This window comes from Burkholderia sp. Bp8998, assembly GCF_003854235.1.
In the GTDB taxonomy this organism is placed as follows: domain Bacteria; phylum Pseudomonadota; class Gammaproteobacteria; order Burkholderiales; family Burkholderiaceae; genus Burkholderia.
Genome location: NZ_QTQF01000003.1, coordinates 255,207 through 272,436, shown reverse-complemented (window position 1 = coordinate 272,436; position 17,230 = coordinate 255,207). Strand labels below are relative to the sequence as shown.

Below are 17,230 nucleotides of genomic sequence, written 5' to 3'. Positions count from 1 at the left end.
CAGCGATCGCACGGCCCGGCGAACGGTGGTGCGCGCAACGCGCCGCCGATCCGCGACGATCGGGCGATCGCACACAGTGGCAAGCACGTCATGCACCATGCAGTTGTGTGCGCAACCACTACACCGCACGCGTGTCCGGCGGACACGATTTCGCATCGGCCCGTTGCCTGGCGTCGCACACGGTCGGCGATATCGGCTCAACCCGCCGGCGCCCAGACTACGCGCGCCCGAACCCGCCATCCTAGAAATGCCGGCGTGTCGCGTCTTGGTGCGTTTGCGCACGCGCCATGACGATTTCAGCATATATCAGGGTTATCGACGATATGCCGAAATCGTCGCCGGCCACGCACCGAACGCGCAAGACGCGCGCATTTTCGCTATCTAGACTTCGATCAACGGTTACGAGACGACATCCCGCCGCCGCCGCGCCCGCCGATTCCGGCATAGCCCGCGCAGCACATGGCAACCCCGCACGGCTTTCGGAGAGGCCTGCAACCCGATACGTCTCGCCCGGTTTACCGCACCGGCCCGCTGGCTGGCGGCGGCCCAACCACGCCATCAAGGGGAAGTGAAAGTGAAGCTGAAGGTATCGCACGTCGCGCTGGCTGCTGCCTGCGCACTGTCGGGCACACACGCCATCGCCGCCGACGTCGTCAAGATCGGTTTCGCCGCACCGCTGACGGGGCCGCAGTCGAACTACGGCTCGGACATGCAGAAGGGCGTGCAGCTCGCGATCGCCGATTTCAACGCGACGCATCCGACGATCGGCGGCAAGCCGGTCACGTTCCAGCTCGACTCGCAGGACGACCAGGCCGACCCGCGCACCGGCACGACGGTCGCGCAGCGGCTGATCGACGACAACGTCCGCGGGGTCATCGGCCACTTCAACTCGGGCACGAGCATTCCGGCGTCCGACCTGTACGATCGCGCGGGGCTGCCGCAGATCTCGATGGCGACATCGCCGCAATACACGGCGCGCGGCTACAAGACGACCTACCGGCTGCTGACGAGCGACGCACAGGCCGGCCGCATCGTCGGCACGTATGCGGTGAAGTCGCTGCACTTCAAGCGCATCGCGATCATCGACGACCGCACGGCCTACGGCCAGGGCATCGCCGACGAATTCGCGAAGGCCGTGCAGGCCGCGGGCGGCACGATCGTCAAGCGCGACTTCACGAACGACAAGGCGCTCGACTTCTCCGCGATCCTGACCAACCTGAAGGGCATCAACCCGGATGCGATCTTCTACGGCGGCGGCGACGCGCAGTCTTCGCCGATGATCCGCAAGATGCGCCAGCTCGGGATGAAGTCGGCATTCGTGACCGGCGAGATGTCGCGCTCGCCGACGTTCCTGAAGGTCGGCGGCGACGCGGCCGAAGGCGCGATCGTCTACATGGGCGGGCTGCCGAAGGAAAAGATGCCGGGCTTCGCCGGCTATGCATCGCGCTACAAGGCACGCTTCAACGAAGACGTGATCACCTATTCGCCCTACTCGTACGACGGCACGATCGCGCTGCTCACCGCGATGAAGGACGCGAACTCGACCGACCCGAAGGTCTATACGCCGTATCTCGGCAAGGTGTCGATCAGGGGCGTGTCGGCCCCGAGCATCGCGTACGACGCGAAGGGCGACCTGAAGGATGCGCCGGTGACGATCTACAAGGTCGAGCACGGCGCGTTCAAGCCGGTCGACACGATCGCCGGCAACTGATCGCATCGACCCTGTTCCGCGCGGCGCGGCAAGCGGTTCACCCGCCTGCCGCGCCGCGTGCGTTTCGGCTCCGCGAAGTCCGAAGCATCCGTCGGCGCAGCCCCGCGCGCGCGTATTTCGCGCTCCTGTAGAATCCCCCCACCCGCTTTGAAGCTTCGTCCGCGTCGCGCCCCATCCTGGTGCGACGGTGCGTGTCACGTGCCCTATCCGGCGCCCGGCACACGCTCGACGACGCAGGCCGCGCCTTGCCAGTCCATGCCGATAGCGGGCTCTGGAGACGCAGCACCGACAACAACATTCGAAAACCGACCGTCCTGACCATGCAAGCTTCCGAATTGAGCGGCGTGCCTCGCGCCGCCGAACGCGCGCTCACGCGCAGCGACTACAAGACCCTTGGCCTTGCCGCACTCGGCGGCGCCCTCGAGTTCTACGACTTCATCATCTTCGTGTTCTTCGCACCCGCGATCGGGCAGCTGTTCTTCCCGCACGACATTCCCGACTGGCTGCGCCAGTTGCAGACGTTCGGCATCTTCGCGGCCGGCTATCTCGCGCGCCCGCTCGGCGGCGTGATCATGGCGCACTTCGGCGACCTGTTCGGCCGCAAGCGGATGTTCACGCTGAGCGTGCTGATGATGTCGGTGCCGACGCTGCTGATGGGCCTGCTGCCGACCTACGACTCGATCGGCCTCCTCGCGCCGGTGTTGCTGCTGCTGTTCCGCGTGCTGCAGGGCGCGGCGGTCGGCGGCGAAGTGCCGGGCGCATGGGTGTTCGTGTCGGAGCACGTGCCGTCGCGCCACATCGGCTACGCGTGCGGCACGCTGACCGCGGGCCTCACGGCCGGCATCCTGCTCGGCTCGCTGGTCGCGGCCGGGATCAACAGCCGTTACTCGGGCGCCGAAGTCACCGCGTTCGCGTGGCGCATTCCGTTCCTGCTCGGCGGCGTGTTCGGGCTGTTCTCCGTGTACCTGCGCCGCTGGCTGCATGAAACGCCGGTGTTCGCCGAGATGAAGGCAAAGAAGGCGCTCGCGGCCGAGATTCCGCTGAAGGCCGTGCTGCGAGACCACGGGCGCGCGGTGATCGTGTCGATGCTGCTCACGTGGATGCTGTCGGCGGCGATCGTCGTCGTGATCCTGATGACGCCCGCGCTGCTGCAGAAGCAGTTCCACCTGACGCCCGCGACCACGCTGTTCGCGAACAGCATCGCGACGCTGTGCCTGACGGCCGGCTGCATCACGGCCGGCTCGCTCGCGGGCTGGATCGGCGCGAAACGCGTGCTCGGCATCGGCGGCCTCGTGCTGGCCGCGTGCTACTACCTGCTGTTCGTGCAGGTCGCGGCCGATGCGTCAACGCTGCCGCTGTACTACGGGATCGCCGGCTTCATGGTCGGCACGATCGGCGCGGTGCCGTTCGTGATGGTCAGGAGCTTCCCGGCCGTCGTGCGCTTCTCGGGCATCTCGTTCTCGTACAACGTCGCGTATGCGATCTTCGGCGGTCTTACGCCGGTGATCGTGTCGCTGATGATGAAGTCGAATCCGCTCGCACCGGTCGTGTACGTCGCGGCGATCTGCGTGCTCGGCGCGATCGCCGTGCAGTTCTCGAAGGATGCGAAGGACCTGAAGGACGCACGCTGAACGTCGGCGCGCAGGCGCCGGCTGCATGAACGAAGGGCCGAATACCGCGGCGTGCGGGATTCGGCCCTTTTGTCTTGCGTGCTTGAGTGCGACGGTGTTCAGCGTGCGTCGCTCGGCTCAGTTCAGCGCAGCGTGCCGTACGACGAACTCGGCCGGCGCAGCGCATCGATGCTCGCGCCGCCGGCGCCGGTCACGAACAGCAGCAGGAAACCGCCGGCGATCGCGACGTTCTTCCAGAAGTGGATCACCATGTCGTGCTGGACCGCGGCGTCCGTCGCGTCCCAGAAATTGTGCCCGACCATCGCGGTCGCGATCGTATAGAACGCCATCAGCAACGCGAGCGGCTTCACCTTGTAGCCGACGATCAGCAGCAGGCCGCCGAGCGCTTCGATCGTCACGACGACCGGCCCCATCACCTGCGGATAGGGCACGTTCAGCCCATGCAGATAGCCGATGAAATCGCTGTAGCCGAGCAGCTTCATCACGCCGCCCCACAAGAACAGCGCCGCCAGCGCCAGGCGTGCGAAAAAAATGACGCCGGAATCGACGGAACGCGTCATGCCTCTCTCCTCGTATGCAATTCGGCCGTCCGCACGGGCGCGCCCGTGCGGCTCGGGGCCGCGCGGCCCTGCTGGGCCCGCGGCAAATGGGCCAGCATAGAGGGTCTTTCCGCGGTGTCCAAGAAAAAGGTTGTAGCAAATCTTTACACTGCGGCGGCGGCGCCGGCGCGACGGCATCGCGAAAAACGCGTTCGTCCTTTGCCGCGAATAAAGGGAACGGATGCTAACCCGCGTCGCTCAACAGCACGCCTTTCTTGAACAGGAAACAGCCGTAGCCGCGCAACTCGCCGGTGACGATCACCGCATACGCCTGCTGCGCGCGCTCGTAGAACGCGAAACGGTCGATGCCCGTGAGCGGCACCGCGCGCCCTTCCGCACGATCGATCTCGGCCTGCACTTCACGCTGCACGGGCGGCACCGCGGCCGGATCGCCGACGACTTCCATCCGCCACGCAGGCGTCTCGACGAACGTGTCGAGCGGCAGCACGGACAGCACCGCGCGCGCGACGCGCGCCGAGTCGGCGCCGTCGATGCGCAGCGCGCGGCCGACCACCGTGTGCTCGGCGACGGATTCCGCCGGAAAGTTCGCATCGCAGATCGCCACTTCATCTCCGTGGCCCATCGCGCGCAGCGCGTGCAGGATGTCGGCGTGCAGCAGCGGATCGAGGTTCTTCAGCATGTCGGCAAGTCTCCGGGATTGGGAACGAATCGCATACGTTACCCGATCCCGGATGCTGCCGGGTGACAGCGCGGCGGACGTTTCGGGTTCGCGTGCCGCGATCGTCGCCGGCCTCGCACGGGTGGTCGATTGCGTTCGAGGTGAGGAAATCGCGCCGCCCCAACGAAAACGGGCGCCCGAAGGCGCCCACGGCGTCCGCCGGCGCAACCGCGCTTCAGGTCACCGGCGCCGGGTTGAACAGCGTCAGCGCATTCGCGAGCTTCCATTGCTCGGCCCACGTGCGGCGCTTGCCGCTCGCGACGTCGAGCATCAGCCGGAACAGTTCCCAGCCCACGTCCTCGATCGAGGCCGCGCCGGTCGCGATCTGCCCGGCGTCGAGATCCATCAGGTCGTGCCAGCGGCGCGCGAGATCGCTGCGCGTCGCGACCTTGATCACCGGCACCTGCGCGAGGCCGTACGGCGTGCCGCGGCCGGTCGTGAAAACGTGCAGGTTCATCCCCGCCGCGAGCTGCAGCGTGCCGCAGATGAAGTCGCTCGCGGGCGTCGCCGCGTACAGCAGCCCCTTCTGCCGCGCCCGATCGCCGGGACGCACGACGCCGGCGATCGGCGCGCTGCCCGACTTCACGATCGAGCCCATCGCCTTCTCGACGATATTCGACAGGCCACCCTTCTTGTTGCCGGGCGTCGTGTTCGCGCTGCGATCGACGCGGCCGCGCTGCAGGTAGCGGTCGTACCAGTCCATCTCGCGGATGATCTCGCGAGCGACATCCTCGTTCACCGCACGCGACGTGAGCTGCGCGACGCCGTCGCGCACTTCGGTCACTTCCGAGAACATGATCGTCGCGCCCGCGCGCACGAGCAGGTCGGCCGCGAAGCCGACCGCCGGGTTCGCGGTGAGCCCCGAGAACGCGTCGCTGCCGCCGCACTGCACGCCGACGACGAGATCCGACGCCGGGCAGGTTTCGCGACGGCGCCGATTGAGCCGCTCGAGATGCGATTCGGCCATCTTCATGATCGAGTCGATCATCGAGTTGAAGCCGACGTGCGCGGCGTCCTGCAAGCACACGACGCCGCCGTTGTCCGTCGCGCCGTCGGCCGCCACCGGAATCGCGCCGGGCGGCAGCAGGCGCTCGGGCTGCAGCTTCTCGCAGCCGAGGCTCACCGTCATCACCTCGCCGCCGAAGTTCGGGTTCAGGCTGATGTTGCGCAGCGTGCGGATCGGGATGTCGGCATCGGGCGCGTCGATCGCGACGCCGCAGCCGTACGTGTGCTCGAGCCCGACCACGTCGTCGACGTTCGGGTAACGCGGCAGCAGTTCGTCCTTGATCCGCTTCACCGCATGCTCGACGACGCCCGACACGCACTGCACGGTCGTCGTGATCGCGAGAATGTTGCGCGTGCCGACCGAACCGTCGGGATTGCGAAAGCCCTCGAACGTATAACCTTCGAGCGGTGCCAGCGGCGGCGCGGCACGCGTGGCGAGCGGCAGGTCGTCGAGGCCCGGCGGCTCGGGCATGCGCATCGTGCGCTCGTTGACCCAGCTGCCGCGGCGCAGCTCCGCGAGCGCGTAGCCGATCACGACGTTGTAGCGGACGATCGGGTCGCCCGCCGCGAGGTCGACCAGCGCGATCTTGTGACCTTGCGGCACGCCTTCGCGCAGCGTCAGGCCGTCGGCGAACGTCGCGCCTTCGGGCAGGCCACCGTCGTTGACGACGATCGCGACGTTGTCGTCCGGATGCACGCGGATATAAAGAGGGGAAGCAGTCATCGGAATTCCTGGGAAGCTACCGGTCAAATCGTTAGTCATCATACGACATTCAACACCGCCCTGCGATGCTGCGTAAACCCTTATCCGGAAAGACCCTATCCTTCGCCAGCCAGCAAACCGCTTGCGTCGCTCTTTCTTGCGTTGTACGATGACATACAACGACATCGCCAATATGGCCCGGATGCCGTACCCGACGAACCCAGCACTCGCGCTAGACGGACGACCCAATCATGACTTCACCGCAAGAACTCAAACAGATCATTTCCCACGGCCTGCTGTCGTTTCCGCTGACGGATTTCGCCGCGGACGGCAGCTTTCGCCCGACCACCTATGCCGAGCGTCTGGAATGGCTGGCGCCGTATGGCGCGACCGCGCTGTTCGCGGCGGGCGGCACCGGTGAATTCTTCTCGCTCACGCAGCGCGAGTATTCGGACGTGATCCGCGTCGCGACGGAAACCTGCAAGGGCAAGGTGCCGATTCTGGCCGGCGCCGGCGGAGCGACGCGCGTCGCGATCGAATACGCGCAGGAAGCCGAGCGCCTCGGTGCGAGCGGCGTGCTGCTGATGCCGCACTACCTGACCGAAGCCAGCCAGGAAGGCATCGCCGAGCACGTCGAGCAGGTGTGCCGCGCGCTGAAGATCGGCGTCGTGGTGTACAACCGCGCGAACTCGAAGCTGAACGCCGACATGCTCGAGCGCCTCGCCGATCGTTGCCCGAACCTGATCGGCTTCAAGGACGGTGTCGGTGAAATCGAAAGCATGGTCACGATCCGCCGCCGCCTCGGCGACCGCTTCGCGTACCTCGGCGGCCTGCCGACGGCCGAAGTCTACGCAGCCGCGTACAAGGCGCTCGGCGTGCCGGTGTACTCGTCGGCCGTGTTCAACTTCATCCCGAAGACGGCGATGGAATTCTATGAAGCGATCGCGAAGGACGACCACGCGACGGTCGGCCGCCTGATCGACGAGTTCTTCCTGCCGTACCTGAAGATCCGCAACCGCCGCGCGGGCTACGCGGTCAGCATCGTGAAGGCGGGCGCGAAGCTCGTCGGCCACGACGCGGGCCCGGTGCGTGCGCCGCTCGTCGACCTCACCGACGCGGAAATGGCCGAACTGGACGTGCTGATCAAGAAGATGGGCCCGCAGTAAGCGGGTACGGCCGGCGCGGCGCGTTTAGCGGCAACGCGGCCGGCTCGTGTTTTCTGTTGCATCGCGGCCGGCGCTTGCCGGCCGCAGTCATTTGCCGCGGCAGCCATGCCGCGCATCCCACCGGGATGCGCGCGGTCACATCTACATCTGCGCGATGACGCCGATGATCCGGTGACGCACGTTGCCGAGCTTGATGCGGGTCGCCTCGATCTGCCCCTGCGCGCCCGGGCGCACGCGGGCGTTCGACTCGCCGCCGAGAATCTGCCCCAGCACGTCGCGGTCGACGACCGCATCGAAGAACCGGCCGACCGTGATCGTTGCCGATTGCTTCGCGGTCAAGAGCGCGCTGTTGGCCTGCATCAGCGCTTCGGTGCGCAGGCTCTGGTCGCGTTCGTCGATGGCGCGGCGATGCTCGAGCGCGAACACCAGCGCTTCCATGTCCTGCCTGAAACGGCGCACGGCGAGGCCGAACACGAGCGAATGCGCGTCGGAGCCCGTGACGGGCCGCCCCTGGTTGATCGTCACGTCGAATTCGCTGCCGCCCAGGTCGCGCTGGAATTCCAGCAGCGCATTCGCGAGCACGCGTCCTTCGCTGTACTGGCCGATCCGGCTGCGCACCGAATGCGCGACATCGCCGATCGCCTTCCATAATCCGGCGGCGAACAGGTGGTCGCCGCGCTTGCTGATGTTCATCGGATGGTTCCCTCTTGGTCTTTTGTCGGTCTCTCAGGCTCACCTGCAGGCCGTGCGGCCCGAGGCCTCGCTACTGTAGGAGAAATTCCGGCGACGCGGAAGCCACGATGAAAAAAGCGGAGGCAGCCAGCCGGCCACCTCCGCTTTCATGCATTCAGCAAGCGGCCCGGGCTTGTGCGCCGAGCCGCCGCATCATCACTCCGCCTTCCCGTCCCGCAGCCGCGGAATCTCGAGCGGGTTACCCTCCTGCAGCCCTTCGGGCAGCAGGTCGTCCGGGAAGTCCTGGTAGCACACGGGCCGCAGGAAGCGTTCGATCGCCGTCGCGCCGACCGACGTGACGGCCGGGTTCGACGTCGCCGGGAACGGCCCGCCGTGCACCATCGCGTCGCACACCTCGACGCCGGTCGGGTAGCCGTTGACGAGCAGGCGCCCGGCCTTGCGTTCGAGGATCGGCAGCAGGCGGCGCGCGAGCGGCTTGTCGTCGGCGTCCATCTGCAACGTGGCCGTCAGCTGGCCCTCCAGCGCGTCGAGCACGCGCGCGACTTCGTCGAGATCGCGGCAGCGCACGATCAGCGATGCCGGCCCGAACACCTCGTGGCTGAACGCCGGCTCGGCGAGGAACGCCTGCGCGGCGACTTCGTACAGCGCGCCGCCTGCCTGGCAGTCGGTCTGCGCCGCTTCGCCCGCGCCGATTTCGCGCACGCCAGGCAGTTCGGCCAGCTTGCCGCGACCGTTGCGATACGCGTCGGCGATGCCGCGCGTCAGCATCACGCCGGCCGGCTTCTTCGCGAGCGCCTGCGCGGCGACGGACTCGAAGCGGTCGAGATCGGGGCCGTCGACCGCCAGCAAGAGGCCAGGGTTCGTGCAGAACTGGCCGGTGCCGAGCGTCAGCGAATCGACGAAGCCGGTCGCGATCGCGTCGCCGCGCGCGGCCAGCGCGGCCGGGAACAGCACGACCGGGTTGATGCTGCTCATTTCCGCATAGACGGGAATCGGCTGCGGACGCGCGTTCGCGAGCTGCACGAGCGCCATGCCACCCTGCCGCGACCCGGTGAAGCCGACGGCCTGGATCGCCGGATGGCTGACGAGCGCCGCGCCGATCACGCGGCCGGGGCCGATCAGCAGCGAGAACACGCCGGCCGGCATCCCGCATTTCGCCACCGCCGCGCGAATCGCGCGGCCGACCAGCTCGGACGTGCCGAGGTGCGCCTCGTGGGCCTTCACGATCACCGGACAGCCGGCCGCCAGCGCCGACGCGGTATCGCCGCCGGCCACCGAGAACGCGAGCGGGAAGTTGCTCGCGCCGAACACGACGACGGGCCCGAGCCCGACCTTCTGCAGCCGCAGGTCCGAGCGCGGCAGCGGCGTGCGCGCGGGCTGCGCGGGATCGATCGACGCGGCGAGGAAGCGCCCGTCGCGCACGACGCGCGCGAACAAGCGGATCTGGCCGACGGTGCGGCCGCGCTCGCCTTGCAGCCGCGCCACGGGCAGGCCCGTTTCGGCGTGCGCGCGTTCGATCAGCGCGTCGCCGAGCGCGACGATTTCGTCGGCGATCGCCTCGAGAAACGCCGCGCGGGCCGCGAGCGGCTGCGCGCGGTACGCGTCGAAGGCGTCGCGCGCGAGTTCGCACGCGCGCTCGACATCGGCCTGGGTCGCGACGCCGAAGGCCGGCGCATCGATCGGCGCGCCCTTCGTCGGGTCGAACGCGCGCAAGGTACCGGCCGAGCCGGCCACCGCTTCGGCGCCGATCAGCATCTCTCCAGTCAGTTGCATGGGGTGTGCTCCGTGGTTCGGGAATGGTTTGTCCATTGTAGCTCAACAGATACGATGTCTGCCGACGTTGCTTCACGATTCCGTCGACGCGCCTGAGCCGCGATGATAGCCCGTAATCCTTTATTCAGTCGGCGATAGCTCGCAATATTTATCTCGCCGGGCCGCCAATCAAAGGGAAAACCCGAGGTTCCTGCGCCCCGATATTGCCCATAAACTTCCGGTCATGTCATACGACGACGTACATTAAAGTGCCTAATCAGTCTCAATCTCGCGATCTTCCGATCGAACTCGCCGGCAGCGTGCGCCGCACCGCCGTGCGCTACTGGATCCTGGCGATGCTGTTCGTCGTCACGACGCTCAACTACGCGGACCGCGCGACGCTGTCGATCACCGGCACGCCCATCCGCAAGGCCTTCGGCATCGATCCGGTGACGATGGGCTACATCTTCTCGGCGTTCAGCTGGGCGTACGTGCTCGCGCAGCTACCGAGCGGCTGGCTGCTCGACCGCTTCGGCGCGCGTCGCGTCTATGCGACCAGCATCTTCCTGTGGTCGGCGTTCACGCTGCTGCAGAGCACGATCGGCCTGGGCGGCAGCGCCGCGTTCGCGGTGACCGCGCTGTTCGTGATGCGCTTCGCGGTCGGCATCGCCGAGGCACCCGCGTTTCCCGCGAACGCGAAGGTCGTCGCGAGCTGGTTCCCGACCGCCGAACGCGGCACGGCGTCGGCGATCTTCAACGCCGCGCAGTATTTCGCGGCGGTGGTGTTCTCGCCGCTGATGGCGTGGCTCACGCATGCGTACGGCTGGCACCACGTGTACCTGTGGCTCGGCCTCGCCGGGATTGCGCTCGCGTTCCTGTGGCTGCGCGTGATGAAGGATCCGGCCGACCATCCGGCGGTGAACCGCGCGGAACTCGAGCATATCGAGCAAGGCGGCGGCCTCGTGCGCACGACGGGCCGGCCGACCGGGACGCGCGGCAACGGCACCGTGTCCGAAAGCAGCCGCGTCGCGGGCTGGTACTACGTGCGCCAGCTGCTGTCGAACCGGATGCTGCTCGGCGTCTATCTCGGCCAGTACTGCGTGAACGTGCTCACGTACTTCTTCCTCACGTGGTTCCCGATCTACCTCGTGCAGGCGCGCGGGATGTCGCTGCTGAAGGCCGGCTTCATGACGTCGCTGCCGGCGATCTGCGGGTTCCTCGGCGGCGTGCTCGGCGGGATGCTGTCGGACATGCTGATCCGCCGCGGCGTGTCGCTGACGCTCGCGCGCAAGATCCCGATCGTCGGGGGGATGCTGCTGTCGATGGTGATCATCGGCTGCAATTACGTCGACAGCGAGGTGCTGGTGATCGCGCTGATGGCCGTGTCGTTCTTCGGCAAGGGCATCGGCTCGCTCGGCTGGGCCGTCGTCGCGGACACCGCGCCGAAGGAAGCGATCGGCCTGTCGGGCAGCCTGTTCAACATGTTCGGCAACACGGCCGGCATCGTCGCGCCGATCGCGATCGGCTACCTGGTCGGTGCGAGCGGCTCGTTCAACGGCGCGCTCGTGTTCGTCGGGCTGAACGCGCTCGTCACCGTGTTCAGCTATCTCGTGATCGTGAAGGACATCAAGCGCGTCGAGCTGCGTCACCGCGACGCGTGAGCTTCGGCGGGAAGGGAAGGAATACGGACGACGGCGGCCGCGCGCAAGCGCGCCGCCGTCCTTGCATCAGGCCGCGGAATGCGCGACGCGCAGCATGTCGTGCACGCCGGAGGTCATCAGCGCGAGAAACGCGAGCAGGCCGACGTAGCAGAGCGCGTAGGTCGTCTTCGTCTCGACCGACGTCGCGTAGTACGCGCGGTTTTCCGGCGCATCGGGATCGTAGCGCCATGCGCGCTTGAGCTGCGGCAGCGCGAGGATCGCCATCACGATCAGGAGCGGGCTCGGCCGGTACGCGAACAGCGCGATCAGCACGGGCACGCCCGCGAACCAGATCCGCGGCGACAGCACCGCCGTGATGCGCCCGCCGTCGAACGGCGACAGCGGAATCATGTTGAACAGGTTCAGGAAAAAACCCGTATACGCGAGCGCGAGCAGCAGGTTGCTGTCGTAGTGCCGCGCGGCCGCGTAGCAGGCCAGCGCGCCGAGCGTGCCGACGAACGGCCCGGCCAGCCCGACGTATGCCTCGGTTTCGGCGTCGTGCGGCATCTCCTTCAGCTGGATCCACGCGCCGACGAACGGGATGAACGTCGGCAGCCCGACGTCGAGCCCGCGTCGCTGCGCGGCCACGTAGTGACCGGCTTCGTGCACCAGCAGCAGCACGACGAAACCGGCCGCGAAGCGCCAGCCGTAGAACAGCGCGTAGACCGCGATCGACACCAGCATGGTGCCAGCCGACATGAGCACCTTGCCGAGCTTCAGGCCCCCGAAGATCAGCAGCAGCAGTTTCGTCATTCCTTGCGCTCCGCCTCCGGCGTGCCGGACGCATCGGCGACGACCGGTACCGCGGCTGCCTTTGGCTTGCGCCCGAAGAAGCGCTTCAGCCCCGCGCCGGCAGCGAGCAGCGCGACCGCGCCGATCTTGAAGAACTTCACGGCGAATGCGCCGATCAGCGCGAGCAGGCCGAGCTTCTTCGCGCCGACGCCGACGATCAGCGCCGCGAGGCCGTATTCGGCGACGTGGTCCCGTTCACGACGGCCTGGTTGGCGGCCGCGGCGGCGGCCCTCATTTCGACCTGCGCGGCTTCGGTTTGCGCGTGGCCGCTGGTCGCGGCGAGTGCGAGCATCGCCACGCAGGCGACGCGGACGGCGAGTCTTTTCATTATTGGATTCCCCTGGAATGCCTTGTTGTGAACGTGCGCGGCATCCGACCCGGGCGTTGTGGTCGCGGGTCCGGTGCCGTCTCTCAGGCGGCACGAGGGCTATGGTAACGCAGCGTCGGAGCGTGTCGGGGCATGGAATGCGGGGCGCGGCCATCGGCAACACGGCTGCACAGCGCGTGCGATCGCCCGCAGTTTCATCACGCGCCTCGCCCAACGAATGTCTGCCGAAACATAGCCTTCAGCCGCCGCGGCAAACATGTGCGCGACCAAGACCCATCAAAATGCGTCGTCGCGACTCGAACTTCGGATCCGCGAAGTCTTGACGTGGCGGTAACAGAAGCAAGCAAGTAGCCGCGCCGGTTCCCGTCAACTCAAGCCCGGCGAATGTTGAATTTGATTAGCACACCTTTAATTTTACAGATCGAAAAATCGACGCCTGTCACGAAAGAAACACGGGTAAATCGACTCGGCCGGGACATTGCGCGCAAGACCACACAAGCCACAACACGATTTTTACATCGAGCCTAGGAAAACAAATGAACGAGAATCAACGAGGGTTGGGACATTCGGCACAACGCGCACCGAGGAAGTCGAAGGCCGCGCTTGCCGTCACGGTCAGCGCAGCCATGGTCGCATTCGCCGCTTCCGCGCCCGCTCGGGCCGACTATGTGCAAAACGGCACGTCGACCGAAACGTCGGGGGGTTGCGTCGGCAATATCGCCATTTCGGGAAGCAGCACGTATCCGGCCACGGCAACCGGCTGCGACAACGTCGCGATCGGCACGGCGGCAGCCGCGAATTCGGGCTCGTCGACCGGCGCCTATAGCGAGACCGTCGCGATCGGCCGCATGGCGGCCGCGACCGGTACGCTTGCGACGGCCGTCGGCGGAAATGCGGTGGCAACCGGCGATCAGGCCACGGCAATCGGGGCGGTCTCGAGCGCAGCCGGAACCCAGGCAACGGCGGTCGGCAACGGCGCCATCGCGAACGGCGCCACCGCGTCCGCCTTCGGCCAGGGCGCGTCAGCGGTCGACCAGTCGACGGCGGTCGGGCAAGGTGCAAGCGCCACCGCGACATTCTCGACCGCCGTGGGCAAGGGTACCATCGCAGCGGGCGGTACGGCACTCGGCTTCCAGGCCAACGCGGGCGCGGCCGATGCGGTCGCGCTCGGCGTCGACAGTTCGGCATCCGCGACCGGCAGCATCGCCATTGCGCGTGCGACGGCCTCCGCCACGAACGCGGTCGCCATCGGCGAAGGCGCGAACGCCGCTAACGCGAATTCCGTCGCACTGGGTTCGAACGCCACCACGCGCGCCTATACGACCGTCAGCAGCGTGGCGCTCAACGGCGTGACCTACAGCGGCTTCGCGGGCACACCGGTCGGCGTGGTGAGCGTAGGCAGCGCCGGTGCCGAGCGACAGATCGTCAACGTCGCGGCCGGCGCGATCAGCGCGACCAGCACGGATGCGGTGAACGGCTCCCAGCTCTTTTCGATCGCCAATCAGGTGTCGACGCTGACGGCAGACCTGGCCAACCTCACGACGACCGTCGGCAAGATTTCGTCGAGCGTGCCGAGCGGGACCGTCACGGACCCGACGGACACCGCGATCGGCACGAACACGTCGGTTACCGCGACCAACGGTACCGCAGTCGGCAACGGCTCGAACGTGTCGGGCGACAACGGTACGGGTGTCGGCGTGAATTCGACCGTCACGGCGACCAACGGCACGGCCATCGGCACGAATTCGAAAGTCACCGCGGCAAACGGAACGGCGATCGGCACGGGCTCGAACGTGTCCGGCACGGACTCGACCGCGATCGGCACGAACAGCCGCGCAACCGCGAACAACGCCGTGGCGCTGGGCGCGAATTCGGTTGCCGACCGCGACAACACGGTATCGATCGGGTCGCCCGGCGCCGAGCGTCAGCTGACCAACGTGGCGGACGGTACCGCGCCGACGGATGGCGTGAACGTGCGCCAGTTGAACTGGTGCGGTCAACTCGGTCCGCGAGGAAATGTCGAAGTACCGCAAGGACGCCAACGCGGGCACCGCAAGCGCGATCGCAATGGCGAACATGCCGCAGGCCGTGCTGCCGGGTGAAAAGGTGGTCGCGCTCGGCGGCGGTACGTACGGCGGCCAAAGCGCGATGGCGCTGGGGCTTTCCGTCGCGACCGGGAAATGGCTCGTCAAGGGCTCGGTGACGACCGCCGTCTCGGGCCACGGCTCGTTCGGCGCCGGCGCCGGCGTCGGCTACCGCTGGTAAGCCGCCTGTCGCGCAACGCGTCAGGAAGCGGTTTCCCGACGCGGAAAGTCGGCCATCGGCGCTGCGGCGCCGATGGCACGACGACTTGATCGTTCAGGGTCGCCGTCACGTATACAGCGACGCCTGCGGCAACTCCCCCGTCAGCGCGAACCGGCCGACGTCGCGCAACCGATAGTCGAGCGGATCGTGCAGCGTATGCGTGCGCGCGTTGCGCCAGAACCGGTCGAGGCCGAGCGACGCGGCCGTCGCTCGGGCGCCGCACGCATCGAACAGCGCCTCGCCGTTGTCGAGCGCCGCGCGCTGCGCGACGATCTTCGCGTCCGACACCGCGAGCGCCGCTTCGGCCCGTTCGCCGGCCGTCAGCGCGTCGCGCCGCGTCCACGCATGTTGCAGCTCGACGGCCGCGCGATCGGCCAGCGACGCCGCCGCAACCGCCTGCACGCGCATGTCGCCGAAGCGCTGCAGCGTATACGGATCGTCGCTCGCCTGCGCGACGCCCGCGTTGATCCACGGCCGGCCGTGGTTCAGCACGTAGTCACGCGCCTCGGCCAGCGCACCCTCCGCGAGCCCGACGAACAGGTTCGTCAGCACGAGCTGCGACACCAGCGTGCGCAGCGTCGCGCGCGGCGTCGGCGGCGTCTCGGACCGGTGCAGCACGTCGTCCGGCGCGAGCGTCACGCCTTCGAAACGCACGCTGCCGCTGTCGGTCTGGCGCTGCCCGATCGGATCCCAGTCCTCGTTGACCGTGATCCCGTCACGATCGGTCGGCACCACGCCGAACACGGCGCGACCCGTTTCCGGATCGTGCGCGGACACGGTCATCCGCTGCGAGCCGCGCGTTCCCGAGCAGAACCCCTTCACGCCGTCGAGCCGGTAGCCGCCGTCCGGCGTCGCGGTCGCCACCAGCCGCGTGTCGAGCGGGTTGACCGCATTGCCCCACCACCAGCGATGCTCGACCGTGCCGCGCAGGTAGCGTTCGCGCTGTGCCGCGCTGCCCCACACGTCGACGCTCACCACCTGCAGGATCTGGAACCCGACCAGATGCGCGAGCGCGCTGTCGACGCGCGCGATCCGCCGGATCGTGTCGTAGATCGCAGGCCATGCGGCTTCCTGCCCGCCGAATGCGCGCGGTACCGCGAGCGTCAGCAGGCCCGCGTCGGCGAGCCACTGCTTCTCGTCGGCGGCATGACCGCCCGCGCGATCGCGCGCGGCAGCGGTCACACGCAGCGCATCGATCGCACGTGCCAGCGCATCGGCGTCGCTCGTGCACGCATCGGGATCCGGCGCCAGCGTCGCCGGGCCGCGGAGATCGTTCATGCGACGACTTCCTGTGCGAGGGTTGCGTGCGCAACAACTTCACCCGACAGCGGCACCAGCGCGCCGAGCCGGCGGCCGGTCAGCCGCGACAGGATCTCGCGCCGCCAGTCGTCGTAGATCGCGCGGTATTCGGCGATATCCGCACCGAACACGTGCGCGGTATGCGCGTATTCGTCATGCAGATAACCGTCGAGCCGCGCCTGCGTTTCCTCGTCGGCCGCGCTCACGCGGTCGATCAGCGCGTCACGCTCGGCGGCCGGCAACGCGTTCAACGTGTCGAACCACCACTGGACGATCTGCACGCGGTGCCACTCCTCGTCCGGGCGGATCCGGTTCTCGCCGTGCTCGCGCATCGCGCCGTCGGCGATGCGGCCGGTCTTGCGCTGGATCCACAGCTTCGCGAGGATGTGCAGTTCGTAATGCCACTCGAACGCGAGGAAGCCAGCGACGTCGCGCACCGCGATATCGCCGATGCGGTCCCAGTGCGCGGCGACGAGCCGCTCGACTTCCGGCAACGGATCGCGGCCCGTCAGTTCGGTCACGCGCTCGCGCCCGATCACCGCGTGCGCGCCGTCGTCGCCGAGCTGGCGCGACAGGATCAGCTGGAAATGCGGATCGTCGCGGAACAGCGTGTCGATCGCCTTCGCGACGACCTGCACGATGAACAGGTCATGCGACGCCATCTTCGTGTAGTAGTCGGCGACAGCGGCAAGCTCGTCTTCGCTGTGCGGCTCGCGCGGCGGCGTCGCCAGTTTGTCCGGGAAACCGGGACGATGGCGTCGTGCGACGTCCAGAAACAGGGCTTCCTCGAATTGTCCGTTCCATTCGCGCGGCGCGCCGATAGGCAAGGTCATGGGTTTCGTTCTCTCAGGGTCTTCAATGAAAAGAG

At 67.6% G+C, this 17,230-nt stretch carries 13 protein-coding genes and 2 pseudogenes; 5 read left to right on the top strand and 10 right to left on the bottom strand.

The window, feature by feature from the left end:
* Positions 1-574 precede the first annotated feature (574 nt).
* Complete coding sequence (locus DIE06_RS06245) at positions 575-1,711, top strand: branched-chain amino acid ABC transporter substrate-binding protein (protein ID WP_124660635.1); 1,137 nt, start codon at positions 575-577, stop codon at positions 1,709-1,711.
* A 320-nt stretch (positions 1,712-2,031) separates the two neighbouring features.
* Positions 2,032-3,342 carry an MFS transporter gene (locus DIE06_RS06240; protein WP_124660634.1) on the top strand — a complete coding sequence of 437 codons (1,311 nt, stop codon included), beginning with the start codon at positions 2,032-2,034 and terminating at the stop codon, positions 3,340-3,342.
* 122 nt (positions 3,343-3,464) lie between these two features.
* On the opposite strand, the gene DIE06_RS06235 is transcribed toward DIE06_RS06240, so the two are convergent.
* From DIE06_RS06235 to garD, 3 genes are all read right to left on the bottom strand, one after another.
* The gene (locus DIE06_RS06235; protein WP_124660633.1) at positions 3,465-3,902 is read right to left on the bottom strand and encodes a DoxX family protein; all 438 of its coding nucleotides are present in this window, start codon (positions 3,900-3,902) and stop codon (positions 3,465-3,467) included.
* A 223-nt stretch (positions 3,903-4,125) separates the two neighbouring features.
* Positions 4,126-4,581 carry an RbsD/FucU family protein gene (locus DIE06_RS06230; RefSeq protein ID WP_124660632.1) on the bottom strand — a complete coding sequence of 152 codons (456 nt, stop codon included), beginning with the start codon at positions 4,579-4,581 and terminating at the stop codon, positions 4,126-4,128.
* Between the two features lie 214 nt (positions 4,582-4,795).
* On the bottom strand, positions 4,796-6,349 hold the full coding sequence (gene garD / locus DIE06_RS06225; protein WP_124660631.1) for a galactarate dehydratase: 1,554 nt from the start codon (positions 6,347-6,349) through the stop codon (positions 4,796-4,798).
* 230 nt (positions 6,350-6,579) lie between these two features.
* Here garD and kdgD point away from each other — a divergent pair, with 230 nt between their 5' ends.
* Positions 6,580-7,494, top strand: a complete 915-nt coding sequence (gene kdgD, locus DIE06_RS06220) for a 5-dehydro-4-deoxyglucarate dehydratase (protein ID WP_124660630.1) — start codon at positions 6,580-6,582, stop codon at positions 7,492-7,494.
* A gap of 141 nt (positions 7,495-7,635) precedes the next feature.
* On the opposite strand, the gene DIE06_RS06215 is transcribed toward kdgD, so the two are convergent.
* Together DIE06_RS06215 and DIE06_RS06210 are read right to left on the bottom strand one after the other, a co-directional pair.
* A complete protein-coding gene (locus DIE06_RS06215; protein WP_124660629.1) occupies positions 7,636-8,187 on the bottom strand; it encodes a hypothetical protein in 552 nt (183 codons plus the stop codon).
* Positions 8,188-8,382: 195 nt separating this feature from the next.
* Entirely contained in the window at positions 8,383-9,960 is a 1,578-nt protein-coding gene (locus tag DIE06_RS06210) for an aldehyde dehydrogenase (NADP(+)) (protein WP_124660628.1), read from the bottom strand.
* A gap of 248 nt (positions 9,961-10,208) precedes the next feature.
* Between DIE06_RS06210 and DIE06_RS06205 the strand changes: the two genes are divergently transcribed.
* The gene (locus DIE06_RS06205; protein ID WP_124660627.1) at positions 10,209-11,600 is read left to right on the top strand and encodes an MFS transporter; all 1,392 of its coding nucleotides are present in this window, start codon (positions 10,209-10,211) and stop codon (positions 11,598-11,600) included.
* 66 nt (positions 11,601-11,666) lie between these two features.
* Here the strand turns inward: DIE06_RS06205 and DIE06_RS06200 are convergent, their stop codons facing one another.
* From DIE06_RS06200 to DIE06_RS38905, 3 genes and pseudogenes are all read right to left on the bottom strand, one after another.
* Positions 11,667-12,392, bottom strand: coding sequence for a site-2 protease family protein (locus DIE06_RS06200; RefSeq protein WP_124660626.1), 726 nt, complete (start codon positions 12,390-12,392; stop codon positions 11,667-11,669).
* Positions 12,389-12,625 (bottom strand): annotated as a pseudogene (locus DIE06_RS38910) (DUF2167 domain-containing protein); the annotation flags it as partial. The gene DIE06_RS06200 and the pseudogene DIE06_RS38910, both read right to left, overlap by 4 nt.
* Positions 12,589-12,759 (bottom strand): hypothetical protein, encoded by a 171-nt coding sequence (locus DIE06_RS38905; RefSeq protein ID WP_260433544.1) that lies wholly within the window; start codon positions 12,757-12,759, stop codon positions 12,589-12,591. The pseudogene DIE06_RS38910 and the gene DIE06_RS38905, both read right to left, overlap by 37 nt.
* Before the next feature lie 536 nt (positions 12,760-13,295).
* Between DIE06_RS38905 and DIE06_RS06190 the strand changes: the two are divergent.
* A pseudogene (locus tag DIE06_RS06190) lies at positions 13,296-15,024 on the top strand (YadA family autotransporter adhesin).
* A 105-nt stretch (positions 15,025-15,129) separates the two neighbouring features.
* On the opposite strand, the gene DIE06_RS06185 reads toward DIE06_RS06190, so the two are convergent.
* Together DIE06_RS06185 and DIE06_RS06180 are read right to left on the bottom strand one after the other, a co-directional pair.
* Positions 15,130-16,341, bottom strand: coding sequence for an acyl-CoA dehydrogenase family protein (locus DIE06_RS06185; RefSeq protein WP_124660625.1), 1,212 nt, complete (start codon positions 16,339-16,341; stop codon positions 15,130-15,132).
* Positions 16,338-17,195, bottom strand: coding sequence for a hypothetical protein (locus tag DIE06_RS06180; RefSeq protein ID WP_124660624.1), 858 nt, complete (start codon positions 17,193-17,195; stop codon positions 16,338-16,340). The genes DIE06_RS06185 and DIE06_RS06180 overlap by 4 nt, the downstream gene beginning before the upstream one ends.
* Between the last annotated feature and the right edge of the window lie 35 nt (positions 17,196-17,230).

What these genes read in the sequence shown, in the direction of transcription:
- DIE06_RS06180 (WP_124660624.1), bottom strand. Translation starts at nt 17,195, where the DNA reads ATGACCTTGCCTATCGGCGCGCCGCGCGAATGGAACGGACAATTCGAG.
- DIE06_RS06200 (WP_124660626.1), bottom strand. Translation starts at nt 12,392, where the DNA reads ATGACGAAACTGCTGCTGCTGATCTTCGGGGGCCTGAAGCTCGGCAAG.
- DIE06_RS06235 (WP_124660633.1), bottom strand. Translation starts at nt 3,902, where the DNA reads ATGACGCGTTCCGTCGATTCCGGCGTCATTTTTTTCGCACGCCTGGCG.
- DIE06_RS38905 (WP_260433544.1), bottom strand. Translation starts at nt 12,759, where the DNA reads ATGAAAAGACTCGCCGTCCGCGTCGCCTGCGTGGCGATGCTCGCACTC.
- DIE06_RS06240 (WP_124660634.1), top strand. Translation starts at nt 2,032, where the DNA reads ATGCAAGCTTCCGAATTGAGCGGCGTGCCTCGCGCCGCCGAACGCGCG.
- kdgD (WP_124660630.1), top strand. Translation starts at nt 6,580, where the DNA reads ATGACTTCACCGCAAGAACTCAAACAGATCATTTCCCACGGCCTGCTG.
- DIE06_RS06210 (WP_124660628.1), bottom strand. Translation starts at nt 9,960, where the DNA reads ATGCAACTGACTGGAGAGATGCTGATCGGCGCCGAAGCGGTGGCCGGC.
- DIE06_RS06230 (WP_124660632.1), bottom strand. Translation starts at nt 4,581, where the DNA reads ATGCTGAAGAACCTCGATCCGCTGCTGCACGCCGACATCCTGCACGCG.
- DIE06_RS06215 (WP_124660629.1), bottom strand. Translation starts at nt 8,187, where the DNA reads ATGAACATCAGCAAGCGCGGCGACCACCTGTTCGCCGCCGGATTATGG.
- garD (WP_124660631.1), bottom strand. Translation starts at nt 6,349, where the DNA reads ATGACTGCTTCCCCTCTTTATATCCGCGTGCATCCGGACGACAACGTC.
- DIE06_RS06185 (WP_124660625.1), bottom strand. Translation starts at nt 16,341, where the DNA reads ATGAACGATCTCCGCGGCCCGGCGACGCTGGCGCCGGATCCCGATGCG.